Origin of the sequence: Corallococcus sp. AS-1-12, from assembly GCF_020036995.1 — a bacterium.
Lineage (GTDB): Bacteria > Myxococcota > Myxococcia > Myxococcales > Myxococcaceae > Corallococcus.
This window is the reverse complement of the sequence record NZ_JAIQDD010000029.1, coordinates 20,783-44,466: the sequence shown is the minus strand read 5'-3', so window position 1 is coordinate 44,466 and position 23,684 is coordinate 20,783. Positions and strand designations below refer to the sequence as shown.

17 protein-coding genes are annotated in these 23,684 nt (G+C 71.8%); 9 read left to right on the top strand and 8 right to left on the bottom strand.

Annotation, left to right across the window (positions count from 1 at the left end):
• Nucleotides 1-21 precede the first annotated feature (21 nt).
• The gene (locus K8556_RS32060) at nucleotides 22-951 is read left to right on the top strand and encodes a class I SAM-dependent methyltransferase (RefSeq protein ID WP_223743913.1); all 930 of its coding nucleotides are present in this window, start codon (nucleotides 22-24) and stop codon (nucleotides 949-951) included.
• 8 nt (nucleotides 952-959) lie between these two features.
• Here K8556_RS32060 and K8556_RS32055 read toward each other — a convergent pair whose 3' ends face one another.
• The 4 genes from K8556_RS32055 to K8556_RS32040 form a co-directional block, all read right to left on the bottom strand.
• Entirely contained in the window at nucleotides 960-1,553 is a 594-nt protein-coding gene (locus K8556_RS32055) for a hypothetical protein (RefSeq protein WP_223743912.1), read from the bottom strand.
• A gap of 3 nt (nucleotides 1,554-1,556) precedes the next feature.
• A complete protein-coding gene (locus K8556_RS32050; protein ID WP_223743911.1) occupies nucleotides 1,557-3,962 on the bottom strand; it encodes a hypothetical protein in 2,406 nt (801 codons plus the stop codon).
• A 137-nt stretch (nucleotides 3,963-4,099) separates the two neighbouring features.
• Nucleotides 4,100-5,455: a sigma-54 dependent transcriptional regulator gene (locus K8556_RS32045; protein WP_223743910.1), complete on the bottom strand. Its 1,356-nt coding sequence runs from the start codon at nucleotides 5,453-5,455 to the stop codon at nucleotides 4,100-4,102.
• Entirely contained in the window at nucleotides 5,452-6,672 is a 1,221-nt protein-coding gene (locus K8556_RS32040) for an ATP-binding protein (protein WP_223743909.1), read from the bottom strand. The genes K8556_RS32045 and K8556_RS32040 overlap by 4 nt, the downstream gene beginning before the upstream one ends.
• A 78-nt stretch (nucleotides 6,673-6,750) precedes the next feature.
• Here K8556_RS32040 and K8556_RS32035 point away from each other — a divergent pair, with 78 nt between their 5' ends.
• Together K8556_RS32035 and K8556_RS32030 are read left to right on the top strand one after the other, a co-directional pair.
• Nucleotides 6,751-8,175, top strand: a complete 1,425-nt coding sequence (locus K8556_RS32035; RefSeq protein WP_223743908.1) for a serine hydrolase — start codon at nucleotides 6,751-6,753, stop codon at nucleotides 8,173-8,175.
• Between the two features lie 819 nt (nucleotides 8,176-8,994).
• Nucleotides 8,995-9,327, top strand: coding sequence for a hypothetical protein (locus tag K8556_RS32030; protein WP_223743907.1), 333 nt, complete (start codon nucleotides 8,995-8,997; stop codon nucleotides 9,325-9,327).
• Nucleotides 9,328-9,342: 15 nt separating this feature from the next.
• On the opposite strand, the gene K8556_RS32025 is transcribed toward K8556_RS32030, so the two are convergent.
• Complete coding sequence (locus tag K8556_RS32025) at nucleotides 9,343-10,815, bottom strand: MBOAT family O-acyltransferase (RefSeq protein ID WP_223743906.1); 1,473 nt, start codon at nucleotides 10,813-10,815, stop codon at nucleotides 9,343-9,345.
• Nucleotides 10,816-10,818: 3 nt separating this feature from the next.
• Nucleotides 10,819-13,566 (bottom strand): GDSL-type esterase/lipase family protein, encoded by a 2,748-nt coding sequence (locus tag K8556_RS32020; RefSeq protein WP_223743905.1) that lies wholly within the window; start codon nucleotides 13,564-13,566, stop codon nucleotides 10,819-10,821.
• Between the two features lie 128 nt (nucleotides 13,567-13,694).
• Here K8556_RS32020 and K8556_RS32015 point away from each other — a divergent pair, with 128 nt between their 5' ends.
• From K8556_RS32015 to K8556_RS31995, 5 genes are all read left to right on the top strand, one after another.
• Nucleotides 13,695-14,129 carry a RidA family protein gene (locus K8556_RS32015; RefSeq protein ID WP_223743904.1) on the top strand — a complete coding sequence of 145 codons (435 nt, stop codon included), beginning with the start codon at nucleotides 13,695-13,697 and terminating at the stop codon, nucleotides 14,127-14,129.
• 101 nt (nucleotides 14,130-14,230) lie between these two features.
• Nucleotides 14,231-15,292 (top strand): mannose-1-phosphate guanylyltransferase, encoded by a 1,062-nt coding sequence (locus K8556_RS32010; protein WP_223743903.1) that lies wholly within the window; start codon nucleotides 14,231-14,233, stop codon nucleotides 15,290-15,292.
• A 220-nt stretch (nucleotides 15,293-15,512) separates the two neighbouring features.
• Entirely contained in the window at nucleotides 15,513-17,957 is a 2,445-nt protein-coding gene (locus tag K8556_RS39575; RefSeq protein WP_304504024.1) for a serine/threonine-protein kinase, read from the top strand.
• 169 nt (nucleotides 17,958-18,126) lie between these two features.
• Nucleotides 18,127-19,497 carry a phosphomannomutase/phosphoglucomutase gene (locus K8556_RS32000; protein WP_223743902.1) on the top strand — a complete coding sequence of 457 codons (1,371 nt, stop codon included), beginning with the start codon at nucleotides 18,127-18,129 and terminating at the stop codon, nucleotides 19,495-19,497.
• Nucleotides 19,498-19,549: 52 nt separating this feature from the next.
• Nucleotides 19,550-20,482, top strand: a complete 933-nt coding sequence (locus K8556_RS31995; RefSeq protein WP_223743901.1) for an ROK family protein — start codon at nucleotides 19,550-19,552, stop codon at nucleotides 20,480-20,482.
• Nucleotides 20,483-20,528: 46 nt separating this feature from the next.
• Here K8556_RS31995 and K8556_RS31990 read toward each other — a convergent pair whose 3' ends face one another.
• Together K8556_RS31990 and K8556_RS31985 are read right to left on the bottom strand one after the other, a co-directional pair.
• Nucleotides 20,529-21,584: an oxidoreductase gene (locus K8556_RS31990; protein ID WP_223743900.1), complete on the bottom strand. Its 1,056-nt coding sequence runs from the start codon at nucleotides 21,582-21,584 to the stop codon at nucleotides 20,529-20,531.
• A gap of 62 nt (nucleotides 21,585-21,646) precedes the next feature.
• Nucleotides 21,647-22,543, bottom strand: coding sequence for a DUF547 domain-containing protein (locus K8556_RS31985; RefSeq protein WP_223743899.1), 897 nt, complete (start codon nucleotides 22,541-22,543; stop codon nucleotides 21,647-21,649).
• 101 nt (nucleotides 22,544-22,644) lie between these two features.
• On the opposite strand from K8556_RS31985, the gene K8556_RS31980 reads away from it, so the two are divergent.
• Complete coding sequence (locus K8556_RS31980; protein WP_370639997.1) at nucleotides 22,645-23,646, top strand: Rieske 2Fe-2S domain-containing protein; 1,002 nt, start codon at nucleotides 22,645-22,647, stop codon at nucleotides 23,644-23,646.
• Nucleotides 23,647-23,684: the final 38 nt, after the last annotated feature.

Sequence of the window (23,684 nt, the reverse complement as noted above, 5' to 3'; positions counted from 1 at the left end):
GGTGGCGATGGGGGCGGGGCCATGGAGGTGAGGGAGGCCGCGCTGGTGGCGCTGGGAGAAGCCCTGCGCGCCAGGGGGTATGCCTTCACGACGGTGACTCCGGAGACGCACCGGCGGGTGAACGCGCGGCCGGGGGCGAAGGTGGCCCATTCGGTTCGGGACGTGTTCGGGTGGAGCCGTCCCTTCGGGCCGGGCGTGCTGGAGCCGCGGATGGTGGCGCTGCTGGATGAGGCGGGCGCGCTGGTGGACTGCGAGGACGGGACGCACCGCAGCCGGGTCCGGTTCTCCAGCCTGGGCGCGGGCCTGTATGTCCACTCCGCGTGGCCCACGTCGCAGCAGGACGCGGTGTTCTTCGGGCCGGACACCTACCGGTTCTGCGCGTTGCTCCAGCGGGTGCCGGGCAGCTTCCGGCGCGTGGTGGACCTGGGGTGTGGCTCCGGAGCCGGTGGCCTGTCGGTGGCGGCGAGGAGCGCGCAGGTGGTGCTCGCGGACCTGAACCCGTTGGCGCTGGAGTACTCGCGGGTGAACGCGAGGCTGAACGACGCGCGCGCGGTCCAGGCGGTGCAGTCGGACCTGCTGCGGGACGTGTCCGGCCGGTTCGACCTGATCATGGCGAACCCGCCGTACCTGGCGGACACGGACAAGCGCACGTACCGGGACGGTGGCGGCACGCACGGCACGGAGCTGTCGGTGCGCATCGTGCGTGAGGGCGTGGAGCGCCTGGAGCCGGGCGGGACGCTGGTGCTCTACACGGGCGCGCCGGTGGTGGACGGCGAGGACCTGCTGCGCACCGCGCTGGAGCCGGTGTGGCGGGGAGCGCCGCTCGCGGAGGTCCGCTACGAGGAGCTGGACCCGGACGTGTTCGGCGAGGAGCTGGAGAAGGCGCCGTACGCGGGCGTGGAGCGCATCGCGCTGGTGGCGCTGGTGGCGCTGGTGGCGCGGCGGGGCTGAGGGCCGCGTCAGGGCGGCCGGCTCACGTCGCAGCGGCCGGTGGCCTGTCGCGCCAGGTCCTCCGCCACGGAGCGCAGCAGGCTCCCCAGGACGGGCGTGCCGGAGGACGAGGCCTCGCCTTGCGTGAGCCAGCGCGCCATGCGGCCCAGGCTCGCGGCGGTCACGACCTGGAGCCGCACCTCCACCTGCACCACGAAGTGCTCGTCCGCTCCGGGCCTCGCGTCCAGCGTCCAGGCCACGCGCTCCAGCTCCAGCGTGCCCACGCCTCCCGTCAGCTCACGCCCGTCCAGCACGTAGCCGTCGCGGGTGAAGGCGAGCACCTGGGTGACTCGCGCGCTGTCCAGGTGCGCGTCGAACCAGAAGGCGCGGCGCCGCCAGAGCGTCAGCTCCACCTCCAGCTTTCCCGCGAGGCCCAGCCGCACCAGCCGGTCCAGCTCCGGGGAGATGAAGGCGCGTGCCTCCGGCCGGACCATCACGCGCTTCCCGGAGAGCGTCGCGGTGCAGGCCGCGGACGCCTCTTCCGCGCGCGCGCCGGACGCGAGCAGGCCCGCCGCGACGGCGAGCGCCGCGCCTTGCCCGCGCTTTGTGGCGTGCCTTCCCATGGCTCAGAAGGTCCGGTTGAACAGCAGGCGCGCCTCGGGGGTGAGCTGGGCCTTCTCGTCGATGCGCCATGCGGCCTCGAAGCGCACGGCGTCACCGAGGTGGAGGCTTCCGCCCAGGCCCAGCCGCGGATCCGACCACGCGCTCGCGGCATGCACCGACCCCAGGTCCGCGAAGATGCCCAGGCCGTGCCAGCGGTATTCGGCGCTCGCGAGCACCGAGCTGTCTCCGCCCCGGAACTCCTTGAAGCCGAAGCCTCGCAGCGCGGTCCAGCCTCCCAGCGCTTCCTGCTTCTGGAGCGGCAGGTCGTGCCCCGTCGCGGCCCGCAGGCGCAGGCTCAGCCCCGTGTGCCAGTTCATGGGCACGTCCATGGCGACGTCGCCCACCAGCTTCCAGAAGCGCGCGTCCGCGCCGCCCGCGCCCGGGCCTTCACCCACCTCCAGCGTCACGAAGCCGCGCAGCGCGGGCTCGCGCTTCCAGCTCTTGTGGCGCTCGAAGAGGGACGTCTCTGGCGTGCGGAAGAGGGAGCCCACGCGCGTGCCACGCTCCGCGGCGCCGCTGTACTCCAGCCGCACCACCGCGGAGCGGAAGCGCCCCTCGTCCACCGGCGCGTTCGGGAACGGCGGGTCGTCGCTCCGGAAGAGGCTGAGCGGCGGCGTGAAGGACTGGAGCGAGCTCATCGTGTCACCGCGCACCTCCACGCCCGCGAGCCACGACTCCGCCCAGCGCCAGGTGGCGAAGGCCGTGAAGCCCTGACGGCGGAAGTAGTCCCGGTCCGGCCGGTTGATGAGGAACGAGTAGAAGTACGAGTCGAAGTCCCCCAGCCGCCAGCGGTCCAGCGTGTCGATGAAGTCGTGCACCTGCGCGCCGAGCTCCTCGAGGCCCAGCCCGGGCAGTTGCACCTTGGCGCCGCCCAGCAGGTTCACGCGGCGCTGGCTGCGCGTGCCTTCCGGGTCGTCCGGGATGCGCTGTCCGCCCAGCCGCAGCGGGATGAAGAACGCGCCCTCCAGCGTCGTGTGCACGCGGTCCCGCGGGTCGAAGATGCGGAGGCTCGCGGACAGCCCCGGGGCGAAGCCCGTCACCTGCGTGTGCACCGGCAGCAGGTCCACGTCCAGGTCCGGAGGACGCGGGCGCACGTGCACGATCAGCCGCTTCCCCTCCAGCGAGAGGCCGTCGCTCCCTGCGCCGGAGCCTCCGTGGAACATCCGGCTCCAGCCCAGCTCGAACTCCACGCGCTCGTGGCGCCGCGACCCGCGGCGGGGCTCCTCCTTGGTGCTGTAGTGCCGCGTGCCGTCGGCCTCGCGCTCCTCGACGATGCGCACGCGCGTGCGGTCGTCCTGGAGGTCCTCGCTGTCCACCGCGCGCAGGAAGGGCAGCCGCGACTCCATGCGCTCCATGGCGCGGCGGGCGTCACTCCGGAGGAAGACGTCGCCGGGCTCCAGGCCCAGGGCCTCCCGCACGCGCGAGGCCATCGGCTCGTCCACGCCGCGCACCTCCACGGACTCCAACCGGCCTTCGTCCACCGTCACGACCAGCCGGCCCGCGGGGGACAGCGTGGCGGACACCGTCGCGAGCAGGTAGCCGTCGTCCTCGCGGAGGGTCTTGAGGAGCCGGTCGAGCGCGGCGTCCAGGCCCCCCAGCATGATGCCGGGACGGAACGCACCGCCCTCCCTCCGCGCCAGCCACGTGCGGGGCGGGCGCGGCGCGGGGCAGGGGCTGACGACCTTCACCCTCCCGTGGCGCTTGTGGACGCGCAGCGTGGTGACCTCGTCCTCCGCGTCGTCCTCGTCGAGGGGAGGGGAGGACCGCTCGAACAGCGCATCCCACAGCTCGTCGGGCCGGAGGTCCTGAAGGCCTTCGAACTCCACCGACGTGAGCGTGGGGTTCTCCTGCAACGTCACCTCGAGCAGGGCCGGACCGGGGTCGCTGACGCGAACGCGGGGCTCCACGCGCGCGAAGAGGCCGGTGCGTGCCAGGCGGTGCAGCAGGGACTGCACCTGCGTGGCCGTCAGGGGACGCGAGGTCTCCTCCGTGGGAGGCGCGCCGACGAGCTTGCGGACCTGCGTATCCGTGAGCCGCTGGAGCCCGCGAAACTCCAGCCCCGTGGGCGTGAGTCCCCGGCCATCGACCTCCACCTGCAGGGCCCCCAGGACCGTGGAGTCCGAGAGGTCGCCATCGTCCTCGGTGAAGCCCTCCGGGCACGTCGAGTCGCTGGAGTCCTGCGCGGTGACGTTGCCCTCGGATGAAGTGCCGGAAGGGTTGCCCTCTTGAGCGTGGCGGAGCGTGTCGTCGGCGGTGGAGGTGCCGGCCGCGTTGCGGTCCGAAGGTGCGGAGGAGCCACCGGCATCCGGTGGGGTTTGGCCCATGGCCGTGAGCGAGATGAAGCAGAGCGCCAGTGCGAGACGGTTCATGGAGGGCGGCAGGAGCATGCTCCGTTCCAGGTGGGGCCTCACGGCAAGTGCCCGGAACGACGGAGGGCGAGCGGACGGGCGGATGTCATGGACACATCCGGATGTGTCGGGCGGTTGTGGCCGTGACATCGCGCGGCTCACGAGGAGACGGGCAGACCCAGGGCCTTGATGCGCCGGTAGAGGTTGCCCCGGTCCACCTGGAGGAGGCGCGCGGCCCCGGCGATGCTTTCACCTTCGCGGAGCGCGGCGCGGATGAGGTCCCGCTCGAAGTCCTCCACGTGCTCGCGGTAGCTCTTGTCCCCCAGCGCCCTGCGCGGCATGGGCGCGGTGCCCGTGGGAGCCGCCACCGCGTCCGGTCCCAGCTCCAGCGGACCGTCGCCCCGGAGCAGGTTCAGCCGTTCGATGACGTTGCGCAGCTCGCGCACGTTGCCGGGCCACGGGTAGGCGCGCAGCGCGGCCTCCGCTCCCGGCGCGAGCACGAGCGGCGTCCTGGGGCCCGCGAGCTCCGCGGCGAAGACTCGCGCGAGGGGCAGCAGGTCCTCGGGGCGTTCGCGCAGCGGCGGCAGGTGCAGCGGCAACACGTTGAGCCGGAAGAAGAGGTCCTGCCGGAAGCGGCCTTCCTTCACGGCGCGGCCCAGGTCCTGGTGCGTGGCCGCGAGGATGCGCACGTCCACCGGCACCGGCAGCGTGCCGCCCAGCCGCTCCACCTGACGTGTCTCCAGCACGCGCAGCAGCTTGGCCTGGAGCTCCAGCGGCATGTCCCCCAGTTCGTCCAGGAACAGCGTGCCGCCCTGCGCCTGTTCGAAGCGGCCCGCGCGCCGCGCCACCGCGCCGGAGAAGGCGCCTCGCTCGTGGCCGAACAGCTCGCTCTCCAGCAGCGTGGAGGGGATGGCCGCGCAGTTCACCGCCACCAGCCGGCCCTTGCGCCCGGAGGCCTTGTGCAGCGCCTGCGCCACGCGCTCCTTGCCGGTGCCTGTCTCGCCGGTGATCAGCACCGCCGTGTCGCTGGGGCCCACGCGCGCGATGAGCTGGCGCAGGGACTCCATGGCCGGGCTCTCGCCCACCAGGTTCCCTGGCTGGGCCAGCGCGTCCAGCAGCCGCTCGCGCTCCTCGCGCAGCGCGCCCAGGGCCAGCGCGTTGTGCAGCGCCGTGAGGAGGCGCTCGGGGGACGGAGGCTTCTCCACGAAGTCCGTGGCCCCCAGCTTCAGGGCCTGCACGGCTTCGGAAGGGGACGCCTCGCCGGACAGGACCACCACCGGGACGGGCAGTGGCTTGGGCAGGCGCGCCAGCAGCTCCAGCCCCGTCTCACCGGGCATGCGCAGGTCCAACAGCATCAGCGCGGGCGTCGCGTCCGGGGCTTCGAGCAGGCGTGAGGCCTCCGCCGTGGAGCGGGCCTCCACGGTGGAGAAGCCTCCGTCCTGCAGCAGCCCTCGCACGGCCCGGATGACGCCGGGGTCGTCGTCGACGATGAGGATGCGGGCGCCGGTCTTCATGCGGTCACCTGGGAAGCGTCGGAGGGCAGCACCACCTGGGCCCGGGTGCCACCCTGGGCGCCCGGCTCCAATCTCAAGGTGCCGCCGTGCTCGTGGGCGATCTTCTGCGCGATGGGCAGACCCAGCCCGCTGCCGCCGGGCTTGGTGCTGAACAGGCCCCGGGTGAGGGCAGGGCCCTCCAGCACGCCCGGGACGCCGCTGCCGCCGTCGCTCACGGTGACGTGCACCCGGCCGTCCGCCGCTTCGTGCAGCGCGACGTGGACGGGTGGGGCGTCTGGTGGAGAGGCCTCGGTGGCGTTCTTCACCAGGTTGCCGAAGAGGCGGCGCAGTCCGTCCGGGTCCGCGCGCAGGGACACCTCCTGGCCGGGGTCCAGCACCACGGGCACCGGCGACGTGCCCGCGTACAGCGCGCACACCTCCGAGAGCAGCGGACGCAGCGCGACGTCCTGGAAGCGGGGGGCGGGCAGGCGCGCGAAGGTGGAGAAGCTCTGGGTCATGCGCATGAGCAGGTCCACCTCCTCCTGGAGGAGCGCCACGGCTTCGGCGAGGCGCGTCGGGTCTGGCGGGGTGTCGGCATCCCGAGGGGACAGACGCGCGAGCGACAACCTCATTGCGGTCAGGGGGTTCTTCAGCTCGTGGGCGAGCGCCCGGGCCACGTCCTGCCACGCGGCGATCTGCTCGGCGGCCTTGAGGTGTTCGCGCTGGTCCAGCAGCTCCTGGCCCATGCGGTTGAACTGGCCCAGGAGGAACTGGAGCTCGTCGCGAGCGGGCTCGGGCACGGGCAGGCGGACGGACAGGTCTCCGCGCGAGTAGGCCCGCATGCCGTCCAACAGCGTGGCCATGGGGCGCGTGAGGACGCGGCCCAGGAGCACGGCGGACACGGCCAGCACGACGGCGGCGAACGCGCCCACCGCGGCGATGAACACGGGCACGCGGCGCACCAGGGCCCGCCGCGCCAGCTCCGCCTGCGCCAGGTTCAACCGGGCCTCGTCGAGCGCGTCCGGCGGCAGCCCCCGGCGGCTCAGCTCGTCGGAGACGTCGTCGAGCACGGCCTCCACGGGCGCGATGGAGATGGAGAGCACGCGCTCCAGCACGCCCTGGGCGAGGGCGCCCAGCAGCGCCAGGGGGATGAGGCCCGCGAGCAGCATCACCGCCAGCAGGCGCCGGCGGAAGCGGAACGGAGGCGGGGGAGGGCCCCTGGATGGCGCACGGCTCATGGCGAGCTGTTCATATCGCGGAGCGTGCATCGTTCGCGTGGACGCGGACTCCTGAAGGGGAACCCCGACTGGAAACCCATGCGCCCTTCCCTGAAGTCGCTCGCGTTGACGGTGGTCTTCCTGATGGGCCTGCTGGTGGCCCGTCCCGCCCAGGCCCAGGACCCGCTCCGTGGACGTGAGTCGCTCCGCGAGCGCATCGACGCGTTCGTGCGCGCGGAGCAGAAGCGGCTGGGCGTGCCGGGGCTCGCCGTGGGGGTGGTGAGTCACGGACGGGTGGTGCTGGCGAAGGGATATGGGTTCGCGAACCTGGAGCACCAGGTCCCGGTGGAGACGGACACGCTCTTCCAGTCGGGTTCGTTGGGGAAGATGTTCACCGCGACGGCGGTGATGCTCCAGGTGGAGGCGGGGCGCGTGTCGTTGTCCGACAGCGTGACGAAGTACTTTCCGGACGCGCCCGCGACGTGGAAGCCCATCACGGTGCGCCACCTGCTGACGCACACGTCTGGCATCAAGGACCTGGAGGGGCTGCTCGACGAGCGCAAGGACTACACGGAGCAGGAGTTCGCGGAGTTCATCTACTCACTGCCGTTGCAGTTCCCGGCGGGGCTGCGGTGGAGCTACAGCAACTCCGGCTACGTGCTGCTGGGCATCCTGGTGAACCGCGTCGCGGGCATGACGTACCAGGAGGTCCTGGGGCGCCAGGTCTTCAAGCCCGCGGGCATGAAGACGGCGCGCGGCATCAGCGAGGCGGACGTCATCCCGAACCGCGCGGCGGGTTACCAACTGGTGGGTGGCGTGGTGAGGAACCAGCGCTGGGTGTCGCAGTCGTTGAACACGACGGGGGATGGCGCGCTCTACTTCTCGCTGAAGGACATGCTGGCCTGGGAGGAGGCGGTGGAGAAGCGGGACGTCCTGTCGCGGGGCAGTTGGAAGGAGATGTTGTCACCGGCGAAGTTGAACAGCGGCGCTCCCTGGCCGTACGGCTTCGGGTGGGAGGTGCTGGAGCGCAACGGCCAGCCGCTGCACCAGCACACGGGAGCGTGGCAGGGTTTCCGGACGGCCTACGCCCGCTTCCTGGGGGACGGGCTGTCCATCGTGGTGCTGGCGAACATGGACCGGTCGAACCCGATGCTGTTCGTGGAGGGCATCGCGGCCATCGTGAATCCGGCGCTCGCGGTGCCGCCGCTCAAGCCCATTCCGGACACGGAGCCGGAGGTCACGGCGTTTCTCACGGAGCTGTTGGAGAAGACGCGGCAGGGAGCCTGGGAGCCGTCGATGTTCGCCTACGTGCCGGACCGGTACTTCGAGGAGGCCGGGCCGGTCTTCCAGTCCCTGTTGCAGACGCTCGGACCCGCGGGGCCGCTGGTGCTGGCGAAGCGGGAGACGAAGGGCGACGACCGCATCTACACGTACCTGGTGCAGTTCGGCACCGCGACGTGGCGGTACCGCGTGGGCCTGACCGCCGACAACCGGGTGACCCTGTTCACCCTCCAGGTGAACTGAAGCGAACTTGTAACTGCGGCTTACAAGTTGCCATCCCGGCTCCGTCGAGGATGGCAACGTCCTCAGAACTGCAGGTACACGTACGGCCGGGTCTCCAGCGTGGACAACTGGCGGATGCCTGCGACTCGAACACGGGGCGTTAGCGCCGGGATGCCGTCGAATACTGCGTCTCCATCTACAAGACGCCGCAAGACTGGCGTGTCTCCTGGCCCATCCGGAGCTTCGTGGGAGAGGATTCCGGTTGCCGGCCTGCCTATGGCGGCGTGGATGACGAGGAGTTCGGATCCGATGTGCCCATCTTCGGGTTCGCTCACAACCATCCCTGCGGAACCCCTGTCAGCAGCCGCGACCTGAAGGTCTTTCCCGCGATGAGGATGGAGCAGGGCGGATGGGTGGTCGTGACCTATGGCGCGACCCCCAGCGGGAAGCTGATCAGGGACTCGCGTGGTGAGTTGGTTCCGGCCTGGGGATGGCTTGCCACAGGGCATCGGGACTCACCCCGCTTCTACAAGTGGAATCAGGCCGGCTGGATGTACCGGTGGCATGAGCAACGCAGGGACTGGGAACGGGTATCGACCTGCCAGCCCGGGACGCCTCCTGGCCCTCTCAGCCCTCGTGGAGGTCCTCCGGAATGCATCCCCGCGTTGGAGTGGTAGAAGGTTCACGGCTCCACTCGAGGAGACACCCATGCTGAGACCCCACGCCCTGCTTCTCCTCGTGTCGCTTCTCCAGGACGGAGGAACGGAGCCGGCCCGGTCAGCGCATTCCATCGTGAAGAACCCCGCGTTTCCCGCTGCCTCCGCAGGCTCGGATGCGGGAGTGCGCGCGCCCATTGTCGCGGAAGGCATCCAGTGGCCTGACGACCTTCAGCCCCTGGCGACCCTGGACGGGCCCGCGGTCCTGGCCGCGCACGCAGCATTGCAGCGGAGGCTCTCCCGCTATCCCAAGGAGTACGCCAGGAGTTGCGCCTTCTCGGCGAAGGGAATGGAGGTCATCGTGGGTGAGGAACGGGGGATGTACTTCGTCCGCATCAACCCTCGACCTGACAGGTGCGGATGGGCACCCGGCACCGTGCTCGCGTTCGACGAATTCGAGCTGTACGCCGTCTCACCCGAGGGAAAGGTGTTGGCGCGGTATCCGTACGTGCCCTGAGCGAACGGTGCGTCCTCAGAACTGCAGGTACACGTACGGCCGGGTCTCCAGCGTGGACAGTTGGCGGATGCCCAGGCCCAGGAGCACCAGCACCACCGCTCTCGCGGGCGCGGGCAGCTTGAGGAAGACGAGCGCCGCCGTGTCGTAGAGCTTCATGGGCAGCGTGTGCGCAATCACGGCGATGGCCAGCATGCTCCACACCAGCGGGCCCACGTTCGCCAGGCCCGGGATTCCCGCCAGCATCCGCGCGTAGAACTCACCCGCGTGCGCCATGTCCGGCGCCCGGAACACCACTCGCGTCAACACCACCAGCGTGAACGTGGCCAACATCCCGACCGCCACGCGCACCGGGCCCGGCTCCTGCTGCTTGCCCTTGAACCACCACCAGCACCGCACCCCGCACAACGCCACGCCGTGCACCGCGCCCCAGACCGCGAAGCGCCAGTCCGCCCCGTGCCACAGGCCTCCCAGCACCATCACCATCATCAGGTTGAAGCACACCCTCGGCTTCGACCGCCGGTTGCCGCCCAGCGGGATGTACAGGTAGTCCCGCAGCCATGACGACAGGCTCATGTGCCAGCGGTTCCAGAACTCGAACAGGTTCTTCGCCAGGTACGGCCGCGCGAAGTTCTCCGGGAACTTGAACCCGAACAGCGACGCCACCCCGATCGCGATGTCCGAGTACCCCGAGAAGTCGTAGTACAGCTCCAACGTGTACGCGACCGCCGCCACCGCGCACTCCGCCGACGAGTACGCGTGCGGACTGCCGAACACCGGATCCACGATGCCGCTGCCCAGCACGTCCGCGATGACCAGCTTCTTCACCAGCCCCACGGCGATGCGGAACAACGCCTTGTTCCCGTCGTCCGACGACAGCGTGGGCACCTCCCGGAAGTGCGCCATCAGCTCCGACGCGCGGACAATCGGACCGCTCAACACGCGCGGGAAGAACAACATGTAGAGCAGGTGCTCCACGAACGAGTGCTCGGAGCTCGCCTTCCCCTTGTACACGTCCACCGTGTAGCTGATGGACTGGAACACGAAGAACGACAGGCCCACCGGCAACAGGAGATGGAACGGCTCCGGCCGCACCTCCACGCCCCACGGACCCAACAGCGACGCCACCGTCCTGCGCAGCAGCTCCAGGTACTTGAAGCCCGCCAGCAGCCCCAGGTTGGAGACGATGGACAGCACCACCAGCGCCTTGCGCAGCCCCGGCCGCTCCGTGGCCCCCATCCCCTTCACCAGCAGGTGGTCCACCGTCACGCCCGCGATGAAGATGAACAGCGGCACCAGCTTCACGACCAGCTCGCCAGGTGGCATCCCGCCCACGAACGCCGTCAGCGGCACCTGGAGGAACGACACGTAGACCAGCAGGCTGGCCGCCAGCAGCAACAGCATCCGCGGCCAGTAATGCCGGTGCACCGCCCAGTAGAGCGCGAACACCGCGATGACGAAGACGACGTACTGGAGGCTGTGGGACAGCACGGCTCAGGGCGCTCCCGCGGCGGAGGCCGTCGGCTCGCCGCCCTTCTTCGTGGACTCGTACGCCGCCATCAGGTCCTTCACGAACGCGTTCGCCAGCACCGCGTACCCCTGCGGCGTCAGGTGCACCCCGTCCGCGTGGCCCAGCGGCTCCGGCTGGCGCTGCCAGCGCTGCATGGAGCGCTCACCGCCCATCGCCGCGCGCGCGGACCAGTACGCACACCCGGCGTCCTTCGCCACCAGCGGCAGCGTGTTCAGCACCTTCGCGAGCGACGGCGCCTCATCCCACCGGCCGTTCGCGTCCTGCTGGAGCCGGTCCGTGGGCCCGATGAGCAGGCACTCCGCCCCCGTCGCCTTGCGCATCCGCGTAATCAACGCCGCGTAGTCCTGGCGCAGCCCGTTCGCGTCCAGCCCCGGCAGCTCCGCCTCGTTGGTGCCGTACCAGAACACCAGCAGGTCCGGACGGCGCGCGGTCAACTGCGCGTCCATCGCCGGCGCATCCATGTCCCGCGCCGTGAACGCCGTGGCCCCGGGCAACCCCAGCGCGTCGTACACCAGCCCCGGCGTGTCGTATTCCAGTGACGCGCCCAGCACCGTCGCGCTCCCGCCCCCCTCCGGCACCTTCACCTGGACCGAGTGCGCCACCCCCGTCACCGGGAACGAGCGGATGCGCACCGTGGGCTGCGTCAGCGGCTCCGGCGGCGGCGCCTCCGGCGGAAGCTCCTCGCCGTCCACCGTGATTTCAGGCGCCGCGGCCCCCGGCGCGTCCAGCGCGTACAGGTCCAGCCGGCCCTGGCGGTTCTTGTCCTCCGCGCAGCCTTCACAGAAGGAGATGCCCAGGCTCGCGCCGGGCGCGCCCACCGCGCGGATGCCGGTGAGCCCCCAGATGCTTCCGGAGGCGCCTCCGGGCGTGCTCTTCGCGTCCTCCACCGTCCACGCGCCGTCCAGCGTGCGCGTCACGCGCGCCGCCTCCAGCCGGGACGACGGCTTGCCCGCCGCGATGAAGCCCCGGCCCGCGTCACCGAAGCGCTTCGTCAGCGCGTCGCGGACCTTGTCGGAGAAGTAGTGCGCCGCCGTGTGCGACGCGCCCAGTTGCGCGATGCCCACGCGCAGCTTCGCGCCGGACTCGCGGCGGGCCAGCGACTCGAACGTGCGGCGCAGCGCCGGGGTCGCGTCCCGCAGGCCGGTCATGTCCGTGCCGGGCACGCGCGGCGGATGCGTGCGCGCGAAGGCCCGCTGCAGCGCCAGGTCGAACAGGTGGCCCAGCAGGTTGGAGCCGCGCACGCGCGGGTGCACCAGGTCCTCCAGCATCAGGCCGGACTCCAGCCACTTGAGCGCGGAGCCCTCGCCGCCCATCGCCGCCAGCGTGTCGTAGAAGGCGCAGCCTCCCGCGCGCGCCTCCTCGCGGAACACCTCCGCCACCTCCGCCGAGTGCCGGCGGGTGATCAGCTCGCCGCTCAGCGTGCGCACGCCCGCGTCGATGGGCGACATCACCAGGCACGCCGCGTCCGGCACCGCCGAGCGCACGCGCGACACCAGCTCCTTCATCTGCGTGCGGACCTCGTCCAGCGTGGTGCGCTCGCGGGAGAGGAAGAACGCCTCGTTGCCGCCCACCATCAGCACCACCAGCGACGGCTTGCGGTGCTTGAGCTGCGCGCGGAACGCCTGGGGCTGCGCGCGCAGGTACACCTCCGCCATGCCGCCCAGCAGGCCCACCGTGTCGTAGACGACGCCCGGCGTGCCCGACTCCACCGACACGCCGTGCAGCTCCGTCTTGCCGCTGGCGGTGAGCGTCAGCGTCTTCGCGCCCTCGGGAATCCGGAGCCGCGCGAAGGCGGCCTCCGCCCTGGGCCCGAACGCGCGCGTCTGGATGCGCTGCGTGTTCTTTCCGTCCACCGCCACCTGCACGGCGCCGTTGGCGGGCTGGGCCAGGAAGAACAGCTCCGCCTCGCGCGCGCCCTCCACCGAGTAGCGGGTGGCCTGCGCGGGGCCGCTCGTGGAGAAGGCCACGCCCGTCCAGCCCACGCGGTCCCTGGGCCAGTGCGTGTCCACCAGCCGCTCCATCTTCCAGCCGTCCGTGCTCGCGGTGCCCGCGCGCGTGGCGCGGCCGGCGCTCGCCAGCCGGTGGATGTAGAGGAAGCCCGGGCCGCCCGAACCGAAGCGCTCCTGGAGCCGGTCGCGCACCACGTCCGTGATGTAGTCGGAGGCGATCAGCGAATCGCCCAGGTGCACCACCCGCACCGGCGTGCGCCGCGCGTCCGCGCGCAGGTCTCCCAGCGCCTTCATGAACGGCGCCAGGCCGTCCTCTTCACAGGTCCCGTCCGCGCGCGTCTTGCGGCAGTTGAGCTCGATGTCCACGTGCTTCGCGCCCATCCGCTCGCGCAGCGCCTCCAGCTCCCGCGCGGTCGCCAGCGTGGGGGCGCTCAGCTCCTCCAGGCCGATGCCGGGCACGGCCGGGGCTTCCCCCACCTGCGGGCCCGCCCGCGGATCCGTGTCGTTGGCGGCGGTGTCCGCCTCCGCGACCGCGGCGGGCGGGGCGTCCGGGACCATCGTGTCCGAGGGCGGGCGCGGGGCCTTCACGCCGCGCAGGGACGCGGGCAGCGCGATCGCCGCCAGCTTGGGCCCGAGCGAACCTTCCTGACGGAGGCTGGGGAGGGGGCGGTACTTCTCCGGCAATGGCGCCAGGGACAACCCCACCGCCAGCAGCACGGTGAAGGCCAGCGTCCATCCGGTGGATGTGGGCTTGAGGCTCAACGCCGGGGCATGAGACTGGCTTTTCGGGGGCGGGTCAAAACTCTGCCCACATTGTCGCGCCCCATCCCTCGGAGGGCAGGCGGCCGGGCCCCCTTCACATCGTCGGGCCAGATGGGAGACGGTGGGGCATGGGACAGAGCTCAGACTCCTCGAAGACGCCGACCGTGGTGCTGACGAATCCGAAGGGGTTGTTCGACCCGGCGCCCTATGGCTTCTCACACGTGGCGCAGGTCGCGCCCGGCACCCGGCTGGTCTTCCTGGCGGGGCAGGGGGGAGAGCATGAGACGGGCGCGCTCGAGCCCGACTTCCGCCTCCAGGTGCGGCAGGCGTTCAGGAACATCCGGACGGCCCTCGAGTCCGTGGGAGCGGGCGTCGGTGACGTCGCCAAGCTCACGATGCTCGTGGTGGACCACACGGAGGAGAAGCTGCGCATCATCGGCCCTGAACTGGACGCGGCCTGGAACGGCCGCATGAAGCCGACCTGCACGCTGATTCCCGTCCCCCGGCTGGCACTGGACGGGATGCTCTTCGAGGTGGAGGCCATCGCGGTCCTGCCAGCCTGAGCGGCGAGCAGCCCCCTTCCTCCGCTGGCGCGAAGCGCTATGGTGCGCCGCCGTGCGCGCCGGGCCGGGCCCGACGTGCCCCTAGGAGCTCGCACCCGCATATGGCCCTCTATCCCGTCATCATGGCCGGAGGCTCCGGCACCCGCTTCTGGCCGCTGTCCCGCCAGGCCCGTCCGAAGCAGTTCCTCCCGCTGGCCTCCAAGCAGCCGCTGCTCACCGACACCGCCCAGCGCCTCAAGGGCCTGGCGCCGGTGAAGAACACCTTCATCGTGTGCGGCCCCGTGCACGCGAAGACGGCCGCGAAGCTGGTGAAGGGGCTGCCCAAGGGCAACCTCCTGGTGGAGCCCGTGGCGCGCAACACCGCGCCCGCCATCGCGCTCGCCGCGCTCCAGGTGGCCGCGCGCGACCCCCAGGGCGTGCTCGCGGTGCTGCCGTCGGATCACCACGTCGCGGACGTGAAGGGCTTCCAGCGCACGCTCGCGGAAGCCGCGCGCATCGCGGAAGGCGGCCACATCGTCACGCTGGGCATCAAGCCCGCGCGCCCGGAGACGGGCTACGGCTACATCCAGGTCGGTGACGCGCTGGAGGGCGGCGGGCGCCGCGTGAAGGCGTTCAAGGAGAAGCCCGACCTCAAGACGGCGCAGGAGTACCTGGCCGGCGGCGACTACCTGTGGAACGGCGGCATCTTCGTCTTCCGCGCGGACGTGATGCTGGCGGCCTTCCAGAAGCACATGCCGGAGATGCAGAAGGGCCTGGACGCGCTCCAGAAGGCCGCGGGCAAGCGCACCTTCCCGGCCGTGCTCAAGCGCGTCTTCCCCAAGCTGCCCTCCATCTCCATCGACTACGGCGTGATGGAGAAGGCGGAGAACATCGCGGTGCTGGACGGCGACTTCGGCTGGTCCGACGTGGGCTCCTTCGCCGCCATCCCCGAAGTGCGCCCCGCGGACGCGCAGGGCAACGTCGTCTCCGGCGACGCGGTGCTGGTGGACTGCACCAACTGCGTGGTGCTGTCCGACAAGCGCACGCTGTCCGTCGTGGGCATGCACGACGTGGTGGTGGTGGACTCCGGTGACGCCGTGCTCGTGGTCCCCAAGGACCGGAGCCAGGACGTCCGCAAGGTCGTCGAGGCCCTCAAGGCGAAGAAGCGCACCCGCCTGCTGTAGGCCTGGAGGCGACTCCGCCTCCTGTTTCACTCCACACGTTTCTTCCCGGGGTGCCCTGTCGTTTCTACAGGGCGCCCTGGTTCGTTTTGCGGGGTTCGCTGGCACTCGCGGGTGTTGGAGTGTCGCCGCGCGGACGAAAGCGGGCCCCACGCACGAGGCGCGCGGGTTGCAAGTCCATGCCGGGTCCGCCCCATTTCCGGGGCGACAGGCGGGGATGGCGATGGGCTGCAAGCGCTGCGTGAGCGAACACCGGGATGGGGAGGCGTGCCCCGTCGCTGCCCGGCCTCCGGTGCCGGGGGACTCGCTGGAGGGTCAGCGGCACGGGCCGCTGCTCTTGAAGCGCCGGCTGGAGGTGGGGGCGGTGGCGTCGGTGTACCTGGCGGAGTACGTGCCCACGGGGCACCGGTTCGCCGTGAAGGTGCTGCACGCGCACCTGGCGGCCCGTCCCGCCGTCCGCGCGCGGTTCATCGCGGAGGCGCTGGCGCAGCGCAACGTCGTGCACCGCCACGTGGCGCGCGTGCTGGACGTGCGCCCCGGCCCGCAGGGGCTGCCGTGCGTGCTCCAGGAGGCGCCGGAGGGTGAGTCGCTGAGCGCGATGCCCCTGCCGCTGTCGCCGGCCGAGGCGGGCGAGGTGCTGGAGCAGGCGCTCGCGGGGCTGGAGGCGGCGCACGGGCGGGGCGTGGTGCACGGGGACCTCACGCTGGACTCGATGTTCGTCACGCGCGACGCGAAGGGCGAGCGGCGCGTGCGGGTGCGCGACTTCGGCGCGGGCGCGGTGCGGGAGGCGGCCCTGTCGCAGGACGAGCGCGCGCAGGGCGTGACGGTGGGCTCGCCCACGTTCATGGCGCCCGAGCAGTGCGCGGGGATGAGTGGCGGTCCGCGCGCGGACCTGCACGCCATGGGCGTGGCGGGCTACCTGCTGGTGACGGGCCGGCTGCCGTTCGGCCTGGGGCGCTCCGCGGACGTGACGCTGTTCCCGCCGCACGCCCTCAACGCGAGCGTGCCGCCCGCGCTGTCCACCGTGCTCTTGCGCGCGCTGGCCGCGAAGCCGGAGGAGCGCTTCGACAGCGCGTGGGCCTTCCGCGTCGCGCTCGCGGAGGCGCTGGGCATGAAGGCGCCGGTGCGCGACGCGTCCGCGGATGCTCCCAAGGACGTGTCCGAAGTAGAGGAGGTCGCCGCGGCGGAGGAGACCGCCAGGGCGCGCGACGCGGCGGACGACTTCGACATCGTGGAGGACGTGCCCGAATGGGGCATGGCCGCCACGTCCGTGGAGGACGCGGCGCTGCGCGCGGCGGATGGCGCGCCGCCTGACGTACGCCCCGGTGAAGGCGGCATGCGCGCGGAGGTGGCCGCGTTCTGGGCCTCCGCCGTGGCGCTGCTGGGGGACGCCGAAGCGGAGCCGCCGCGCGCTTCCCAGGCCGGCTCCTCGGGCTCCGCCGCCGCTGGTGCCACGCCGGCCCCCATCCTCCTGGTGCAGCCTGCCGCGTCCCAGGCGCCGGCCAGGACGATGCAGCTTGGCCTCGTGGAGCCGAACCCGCTCCAGACGGCCGCGCCCATCCTGCTGGTGGATCCGGCGTCGCCGCTGGACGTCACGGCGCAGGCCGCGGTGAACCCCACGTCCACGCTGGGCGCCGCGGCCATCCCGTTCATGACCCTGGCGCCTTCACTGGAGCCCGCGTCCGTCCTGTCGCCTCCGCCCATTCCACTGGTGGACGTCGTCCCTGAAGCCGCGCCCATCCCGCTGGTGAACCCCGTGCCGCCGCTGGAGGCCTCCGCGCCCCGCACGGACGCGCCCGCGGACCTGCGCGTGCGCCTGGGCCTCACGCCGGGCGAGGTCCTCCAGCCCGTCTCCGTGAGCGACGTCGCCCCCGAGGGCCTCTTCGCCGAGTGCCAGGGCTCGCTGCCCCCGCTCGCCGCGCGGCTGACGGTGGAGGTGTCCTTCCGGGGCGAGACGGCCCTGGGGGCCTGCGACGTCGTCCGCCACGTCACCTTCGACGAGGCGCGCACCTGGAACGTGCCCGCGGGCGTCTTCGTCCACTTCTCCGACGAGTTCCCCGCGCTGGGCCGGCTGCTCTCCCGCGCCCTCATGGAGGACGCGGAGCCCGCGCCCGACGCGGAGCTCGCCCGGCTGCTGTCCCGCGCGGAGGCCGTCGCCCGGGACCCCTACACGCTGCTGGGCGCGAAGCACGACGCCGACTTCGGTGACATCGACCGCCGCGCCCAGGCCGCCCTGCGCCGCCTGCTCGCCTTCCAGCACCGCCCGCTGCCCACCGGCCAGCGCCAGGCCCTGGAGGCCCTGCGCGTGCGCGTGCTGGCCGCGCAGCGGATGCTCGGTGAGCCGATCTCCCGCGTCGGCTACGACGCCACCCGGGGCAACCTGGGCGGCCTGGCCCGCTGCGTGGCCGCGGGTGTCCCGGAGCCCACCATGGAGGCCCTGCGCAGCGCCTTCCTCGCCGCCCGGCCGGAGGTGGAGAAGAAGGCCCGCGCCCTCTTCACCCAGGGGCACGCGTTGGAGGTCCAACGGGCCGTCCCGGCCGCGCTGGAGCGCTACGCGGAGGCCCTCAAGCTGGACCCGCTGAACACGTCCTGGCTGAAGCACTACCAGGCGCTGCGGCGGCGGGTGCCGGCCGGTGGCGGAGCCCAGGCCCCCGGGGCCATGGCCTGATGGGGGCCATCAGCCTCCGCCGGGGGTAGGTTCCGCCCTCCCCGGGGGGCCGGGCGTTCAACAGTCAGCCGGGCCCGTTCGGGTGTGTGCAGCCCCCGGGCCCGCTCGTGTAGTGTCCGACGCCTTCCGTTACGCCCTCCCGGTTCCTGTCGAGGGTGGGGACACTGCCATGAACGCGCACATCTTCCGCGAGTACGACATCCGAGGTCTGGTGGACAAGGACCTCACCATCGAGGTGGTGGAGCTCCTGGGCCTGGGCCTGGGCACCATGATCCGCCGCAAGGGCGGCACCTCCATCGTGGTGGGCCGCGACTGCCGCGAGTCCTCCACGCGCTTCCGCGACGCGCTCGCGAAGGGCCTCACCGCCACCGGCCTGGACGTCTACGACGTGGGCGTGGTGCCGACGCCGCTGACCTACTTCGCGGCGAACACGCTGCCCGTGGACGGCCTGGCGATGATCACCGGCAGCCACAACCCGAAGGAGTTCAACGGCTTCAAGATTGGCGCCGGCAAGACGACCTTCCACGGCCCCGAAATCAAGGAGCTGCGCCGCCTCATCGAGGCGAAGGACTTCGCGACCTCCGACAAGCCCGGCAAGGTCTCGCCCTTCGACATCATCACGCCCTACAACCACTTCATCCGCCAGACGGTGAAGGTGGGCCGCAAGGGGATGAAGATCGTCATCGACGCGGGCAACGGCACGGGCGGCGCCATCGCGGTGCCCCTGTTCGAGAGCATGGGCTTCGACGTGGTGCCCCTGTTCTGCGACATGGACGCGGACTTCCCCAACCACCACCCGGACCCCACGGTGGTGGAGAACCTCCAGGACCTCATCCAGAAGGTGAAGGAGGTCAAGGCGGAGGTCGGCATCGCGTACGACGGCGACAGCGACCGCATCGGCGTCATTGACGACCAGGGCAACGTGCTCTGGGGTGACCAGCTCATGGTGCTCTTCAGCCGCTACGTGCTGAAGGAGGCCCCGGGCGCGGCCATCATCGGCGAGGTGAAGTGCAGCTACACGATGTACGACGACATCGCGAAGCACGGCGGCAAGCCGGTGATGTGGAAGGCCGGGCACTCGCTCATCAAGTCGAAGATGAAGGAGGAGCACGCGGAGCTGGCCGGTGAGATGAGCGGCCACATCTTCTTCAAGCACCGCTACTTCGGCTTCGACGACGCGGTGTACGCGTCCGCGCGCCTGCTGGAGATCCTCACGCACGAGAAGCAGTCCATGTCGCAGTTGCTCTCCGACGTGCCGAAGACCTTCGCCAGCCCCGAGCTGCGCTTCGACACGACGGAGGAGAAGAAGTTCGCCATGGTGAAGCGCGCCACGGAGATCCTTCGCGACGCGGGCCACAAGGTGGTGGACGTGGACGGCGTGCGCGTGACGTTCCCGGACGGCTGGGGGCTCATCCGCGCGTCGAACACGCAGCCCATCCTGGTGCTGCGCTACGAGGCCAGCACGGAGGCCCGCGTGAAGGAGATCCAGGCGCTCATCGAGAAGACGGTCGCCCAGGCGCAGAAGGACGTCGGCGTCTGAGCGCCGGTGCGCCACGCGAAGCACACGCACGCACGTAACGGAGGAGCGGGACATGCCGACGCTGGGAATCGACCTGGGCGGGACGTTCGCCCGGGCCGCGGTGGTGGACGGGAAGGGTGAAATCCTCGCGAGCGCCAAGGTGGCGGTGCAGGACCGCAAGCCGCAGGGCGTGGTGGAGACCATCGCGCAGGCGGCGGAAGAGGCGGTGAAGAAGTCCGGCGTGAAGGTGGACGGCTGCGGCGTGGGCGCGGCGGGGCAGATCCACAAGGACACGGGCGTCATCTCCGTGGCGCCCAACCTGGGCTGGCGGGACGTGCCGCTGGCCCAGATGCTCACGAAGCGGCTGGGCTTCGGCGTGAAGGTGGTGAACGACCTGTCCGCGGCGGCGTGGGGCGAGCTGCACGCGGGCGCGGGGCGCGGCGCCCAGGACATCCTGGTGGTGTTCGTGGGCTCCGGCGTGGGCAGCGCCATCATCTCGGACGGGCGGCTGGTGAACGGCGGCGGCGGCGTGGCGGGCGAATTGGGCCACATCAAGGTGGTGCCCGGCGGCCGGCTGTGCGGCTGCGGTGAGCACGGCTGCCTGGAGGCGTACGCGGGCGGCCACAACCTCATCGCGCAGACGAAGGAGCTGCTGGCGTCCGGCAGCTCGCGCGTGCTGGAGAAGCTGACCCACGACGACCCGGACACCATCACCCCGGTGACGCTGGAGACGGCGGCGGACGAGGGGGACGTGAAGGCGAAGGAGATCCACTCGCGCGCGGCGCAGTTCCTGGCGCTCGCGGTGGCCAACTACGTGACGGTGCTCAACCCGTCGCGGCTGGTGCTGGGCGGCGGCGTGCTGACGCACTGCCCGGGCATCAAGCGGCAGGTGCTGGACGGCGTGCAGCAGTGGTCCTCCCGCGTGTCGCGCGAGGGCCTGCTCATCGCCGACGCGGAGCTGGGTGACGACAGCGGCATCATCGGCGCGGCGCTGCTGGTGAAGTGACGCACGCGGCGCGGGGAGGAGGCTCCCCGCGCCCATCGCCTCCGGTTCAGCGCTTCCCGGGAGCCGGTGGCGCCGCGAAGGTCAGCTTCGCGATGCGCCCCTCCTCACCCACGGCCCAGGCGGTGTCCCGCGTGCGCGGCGGCGTGGACACGGCGTGGAAGCCGGTGGCGTCCAGCGGCTCCCACGTCCTGCCCGCGTCCTTCGACACGTCCGAGCCCGTGGGCCCCACGGCGATGAGCCACATCTTCCGCTCGCGCGTGAGTTGCGCCACGCAGGAGCGGTAGCCCCCGGGCGGCTTCTCCGGCACGGTCCACTGGCGCTTGCCCGCGTCCAGCGTGAGCGCCGCGTTGCCGGTGGCCACCTCCGGCTGCTTGTAGTTGCCGCCCACGGCGATGCCCGCCATGGGGCTCCAGAAGGAGAGCGAGAACACGCCCGCGCCTTCCCCCGTGGCCAGCGGCGTGGGCGCGATGCCCCAGGTCCTGCCCCGGTCCGCCGAGTGCAGCACGCGCGCGGCGGAGCCCCCCAGCCCGAACCAGACGTCGGATTTGCCGTACACGGCGATGCTCGTGCCGCTGGCCGCGAAGCCCGCCTCGCCCGCGAGCGCCGCTGGCAGCGCCCCTGGCGGCACGGGCTTCCACGTCGCGCCGCCGTCCTCCGTGGTGATGACGACGAAGTGCCCGTCCACGGGGTCGCTGAACGCGATGCCGTGCTGTTCATCCCAGAAGGCCATGCCGTTGAAGAAGGCCCCGGGCACGGCGTTGGTGAACTGGAGCGTCCAGTGCGCGCCGCCGTCCGTCGTCTTGTAGATGCGCGACTTGTCGCCCGCGCCAATGGACAGCACGTAGGCGGTGCGGTCGCTGAAGGCATCCACGTCGCGGAAGTCCAACGCCTCCGCGTCCGGCACGGGTGCCCGCGTCCACGTCCTGCCGCCGTCGGAGGTGCGCACGACGGTGCCCTTGTCGCCGCTGGCCCACGCCACGCGGGGGTCCACCGCGCTCACGCCGCGCAGCCGCACCGTCGTCCCGCTCGCCTGCGGCTCCCATTTCAGGTCCGCGCTCCCCAGGGCCAGCCACGTCGCCAGCCACACCGCTCCCATCGTCATGTCCCGGTGCCTCCCGCGTATTCCTTCCGCGATGGCGGGACGCTAGCCGAGAAGGGGCCGTGTCAGCGCCGCTGCTCGGCGGTGCTCGCGGCGTCGGGCAGCGAGGTGTCCTCGGGGACGAAGTCGATGCGGCATCTGTCCAGGTCCGGACCGCAGGCGCGGTCCAGGTCGCCGCGCGTGTCGCAGCCCGGGCGCTCCTCGCAGGTGTCCGGCAGGAAGGCCCAGACGAACTGGAGCACGTTGCCGCCCCGGCCCTCCGGCAGCGCGTTGAGGAAGTCCTGCTTCCGCTCCTCGAACAGGTGCGCCAGGCGCACGGTCTTGTCCTCCAGCTTCACGTTCCGCGCGTCCCCCATGTACCGGCGGCTGGCGTCGTTGAGCTGGGCGTCCAGGAACTCCGGCTGGTAGGGCGCGCCGTCCAGCCGGGGCCCGCCGCGCGTCCCCCGGAAGAGGGCGAAGTGCACGCGCGGGTCGGCGTACCTGCCCAGGAGGATGCGCTGCTCCAGGGCGTACAGCGTCAGCCGCTCGCCCCCCACCGGCCACGTGCGGCCCCAGTAGAAGCGTCCGAACCAGGACGCCTCCACGCCGCTCGGGTAGCGCTCCACGAGTTGCAGGAGCACCAGCGCGTTGTACGCGTTGATCCAATACGCCATCGCCTCCTGGGTCGTCGGGAAGAGCTCCGGCCGCCGGTGCGGCGACACCGCCGCGAGCGACGCGACGAAGCGCTCCAGCGCCGCGCGGTCGCGCTGAAGGCCCTGGAAGTCCAGGTCCCCGCTGGGGCGCACGTGGTTGAGCGCCTGCGCATAGTCCGCGTAGCCGAAGGGGCCGGACGCGGGGGGCACCGGCGCCGGCAGTGCGCCGCGCACGTACAGCCACGCTCCCGCGGCGAGCGCCACCAGCACGGCCAGGGTCGCCACGGCGAACCAGTGCACGCGGAGGCGGGGAGGGACGGGAGCATTCACGGCCAGGCAGTCTACGCCACCCACCTGGGTCCGCCGCGACAGACCGCTATACTGCGCGCGCCATGGAGCCTACCCCCGACGTCGTCAGGCACTTCCATCCGGTGCTTCCCTCCCGCCAGCTCCGCCGCCAGCCCGTCCGCGTGGAGCTGGCCGGCCATGCCTACGCGCTCTTCCGGGACGCCTCCGGGCGGGCCGCGGCGCTGTCGGACGCGTGTCCGCACCGCTTCGCGCCGCTGTCGAAGGGCACCGTGACGAAGGACGGGCAGCTCCAGTGCCCGTACCACGGCTGGCGCTTCGACGCGCGCGGCCACGGCACCAACCCCAGCCAGCCGGAGCTGCGCCACTGCGAGGCCAGGAGCTTCCAGGTGGTGGAGCGCCACGGCTACCTCTGGCTCGCGCACGCGGACACCCCGGAGTCCGCGATGCCGGAGCTGTCCGGCGGGGACTACGTCTTCGGCGGGACGTTCTCCACGCTGTTCCAGGCGCCGCTGCACGTGGCGCTCGACAACTTCAGCGAGGACGAGCACACGCCCTTCGTCCACACCCGGCTGGGGTGGAGCGGCGCGCAGGCGGGCGCGGTGGAGTTCGAGGCGCACAACCACGACGACCACACGGAGGTGCACTACCGCGCCCCGCAGCGGCCCGCGCCCATCATGCGCCTGCTCGCGGTGGGCCGGGGGGACGTCTTCCGCAATGACTGGGTGACGCGCTTCGACCCGGTGCGCAGCGTCTACACCGTCAGTTGGGTCACGCCTTCAGGGGCGCCGCGGCCCTTCATCACGCAGGCGCACATCTTCTTCGTGCCGGAGACGGCGCGCACCACGCGCCTGCACGTCTTCTCCTTCCTGCGCACGACGGTGCCCGCGCTGAGGCCCCTGCTGCCGGTGGCGGCGAAGGCCGCGCTGGGGCTCACCTGGTGGGAGGTGCGCGATGACGCGCGCTTCATCCCCACCGTGGCGGACACGCCCTACAGCCACAAGGGCATGCGGCTGGACAAGTACGACAAGCCGCTCGTCCACCAGCGCAAGCTCATGGAGCGCATCTACTACGCGCACCCGCCTGAACCGGCGCTGCCCCAGGTCCGCGACGCCACCGGCACCTGAACGCCAGGGGCCGCCGTGGCATCGCGAGGACCGGTGGG

What these genes read in the sequence shown, in the direction of transcription:
- K8556_RS31995 (WP_223743901.1), top strand. Translation starts at nt 19,550, where the DNA reads ATGCCGACGCTGGGAATCGACCTGGGCGGGACGTTCGCCCGGGCCGCG.
- K8556_RS32055 (WP_223743912.1), bottom strand. Translation starts at nt 1,553, where the DNA reads ATGGGAAGGCACGCCACAAAGCGCGGGCAAGGCGCGGCGCTCGCCGTC.
- K8556_RS31990 (WP_223743900.1), bottom strand. Translation starts at nt 21,584, where the DNA reads ATGACGATGGGAGCGGTGTGGCTGGCGACGTGGCTGGCCCTGGGGAGC.
- K8556_RS32045 (WP_223743910.1), bottom strand. Translation starts at nt 5,455, where the DNA reads ATGAAGACCGGCGCCCGCATCCTCATCGTCGACGACGACCCCGGCGTC.
- K8556_RS32060 (WP_223743913.1), top strand. Translation starts at nt 22, where the DNA reads ATGGAGGTGAGGGAGGCCGCGCTGGTGGCGCTGGGAGAAGCCCTGCGC.
- K8556_RS32015 (WP_223743904.1), top strand. Translation starts at nt 13,695, where the DNA reads ATGGGACAGAGCTCAGACTCCTCGAAGACGCCGACCGTGGTGCTGACG.
- K8556_RS32050 (WP_223743911.1), bottom strand. Translation starts at nt 3,962, where the DNA reads ATGAACCGTCTCGCACTGGCGCTCTGCTTCATCTCGCTCACGGCCATG.
- K8556_RS32010 (WP_223743903.1), top strand. Translation starts at nt 14,231, where the DNA reads ATGGCCCTCTATCCCGTCATCATGGCCGGAGGCTCCGGCACCCGCTTC.
- K8556_RS32040 (WP_223743909.1), bottom strand. Translation starts at nt 6,672, where the DNA reads ATGAGCCGTGCGCCATCCAGGGGCCCTCCCCCGCCTCCGTTCCGCTTC.
- K8556_RS32035 (WP_223743908.1), top strand. Translation starts at nt 6,751, where the DNA reads ATGCGCCCTTCCCTGAAGTCGCTCGCGTTGACGGTGGTCTTCCTGATG.
- K8556_RS32000 (WP_223743902.1), top strand. Translation starts at nt 18,127, where the DNA reads ATGAACGCGCACATCTTCCGCGAGTACGACATCCGAGGTCTGGTGGAC.
- K8556_RS39575 (WP_304504024.1), top strand. Translation starts at nt 15,513, where the DNA reads ATGGGCTGCAAGCGCTGCGTGAGCGAACACCGGGATGGGGAGGCGTGC.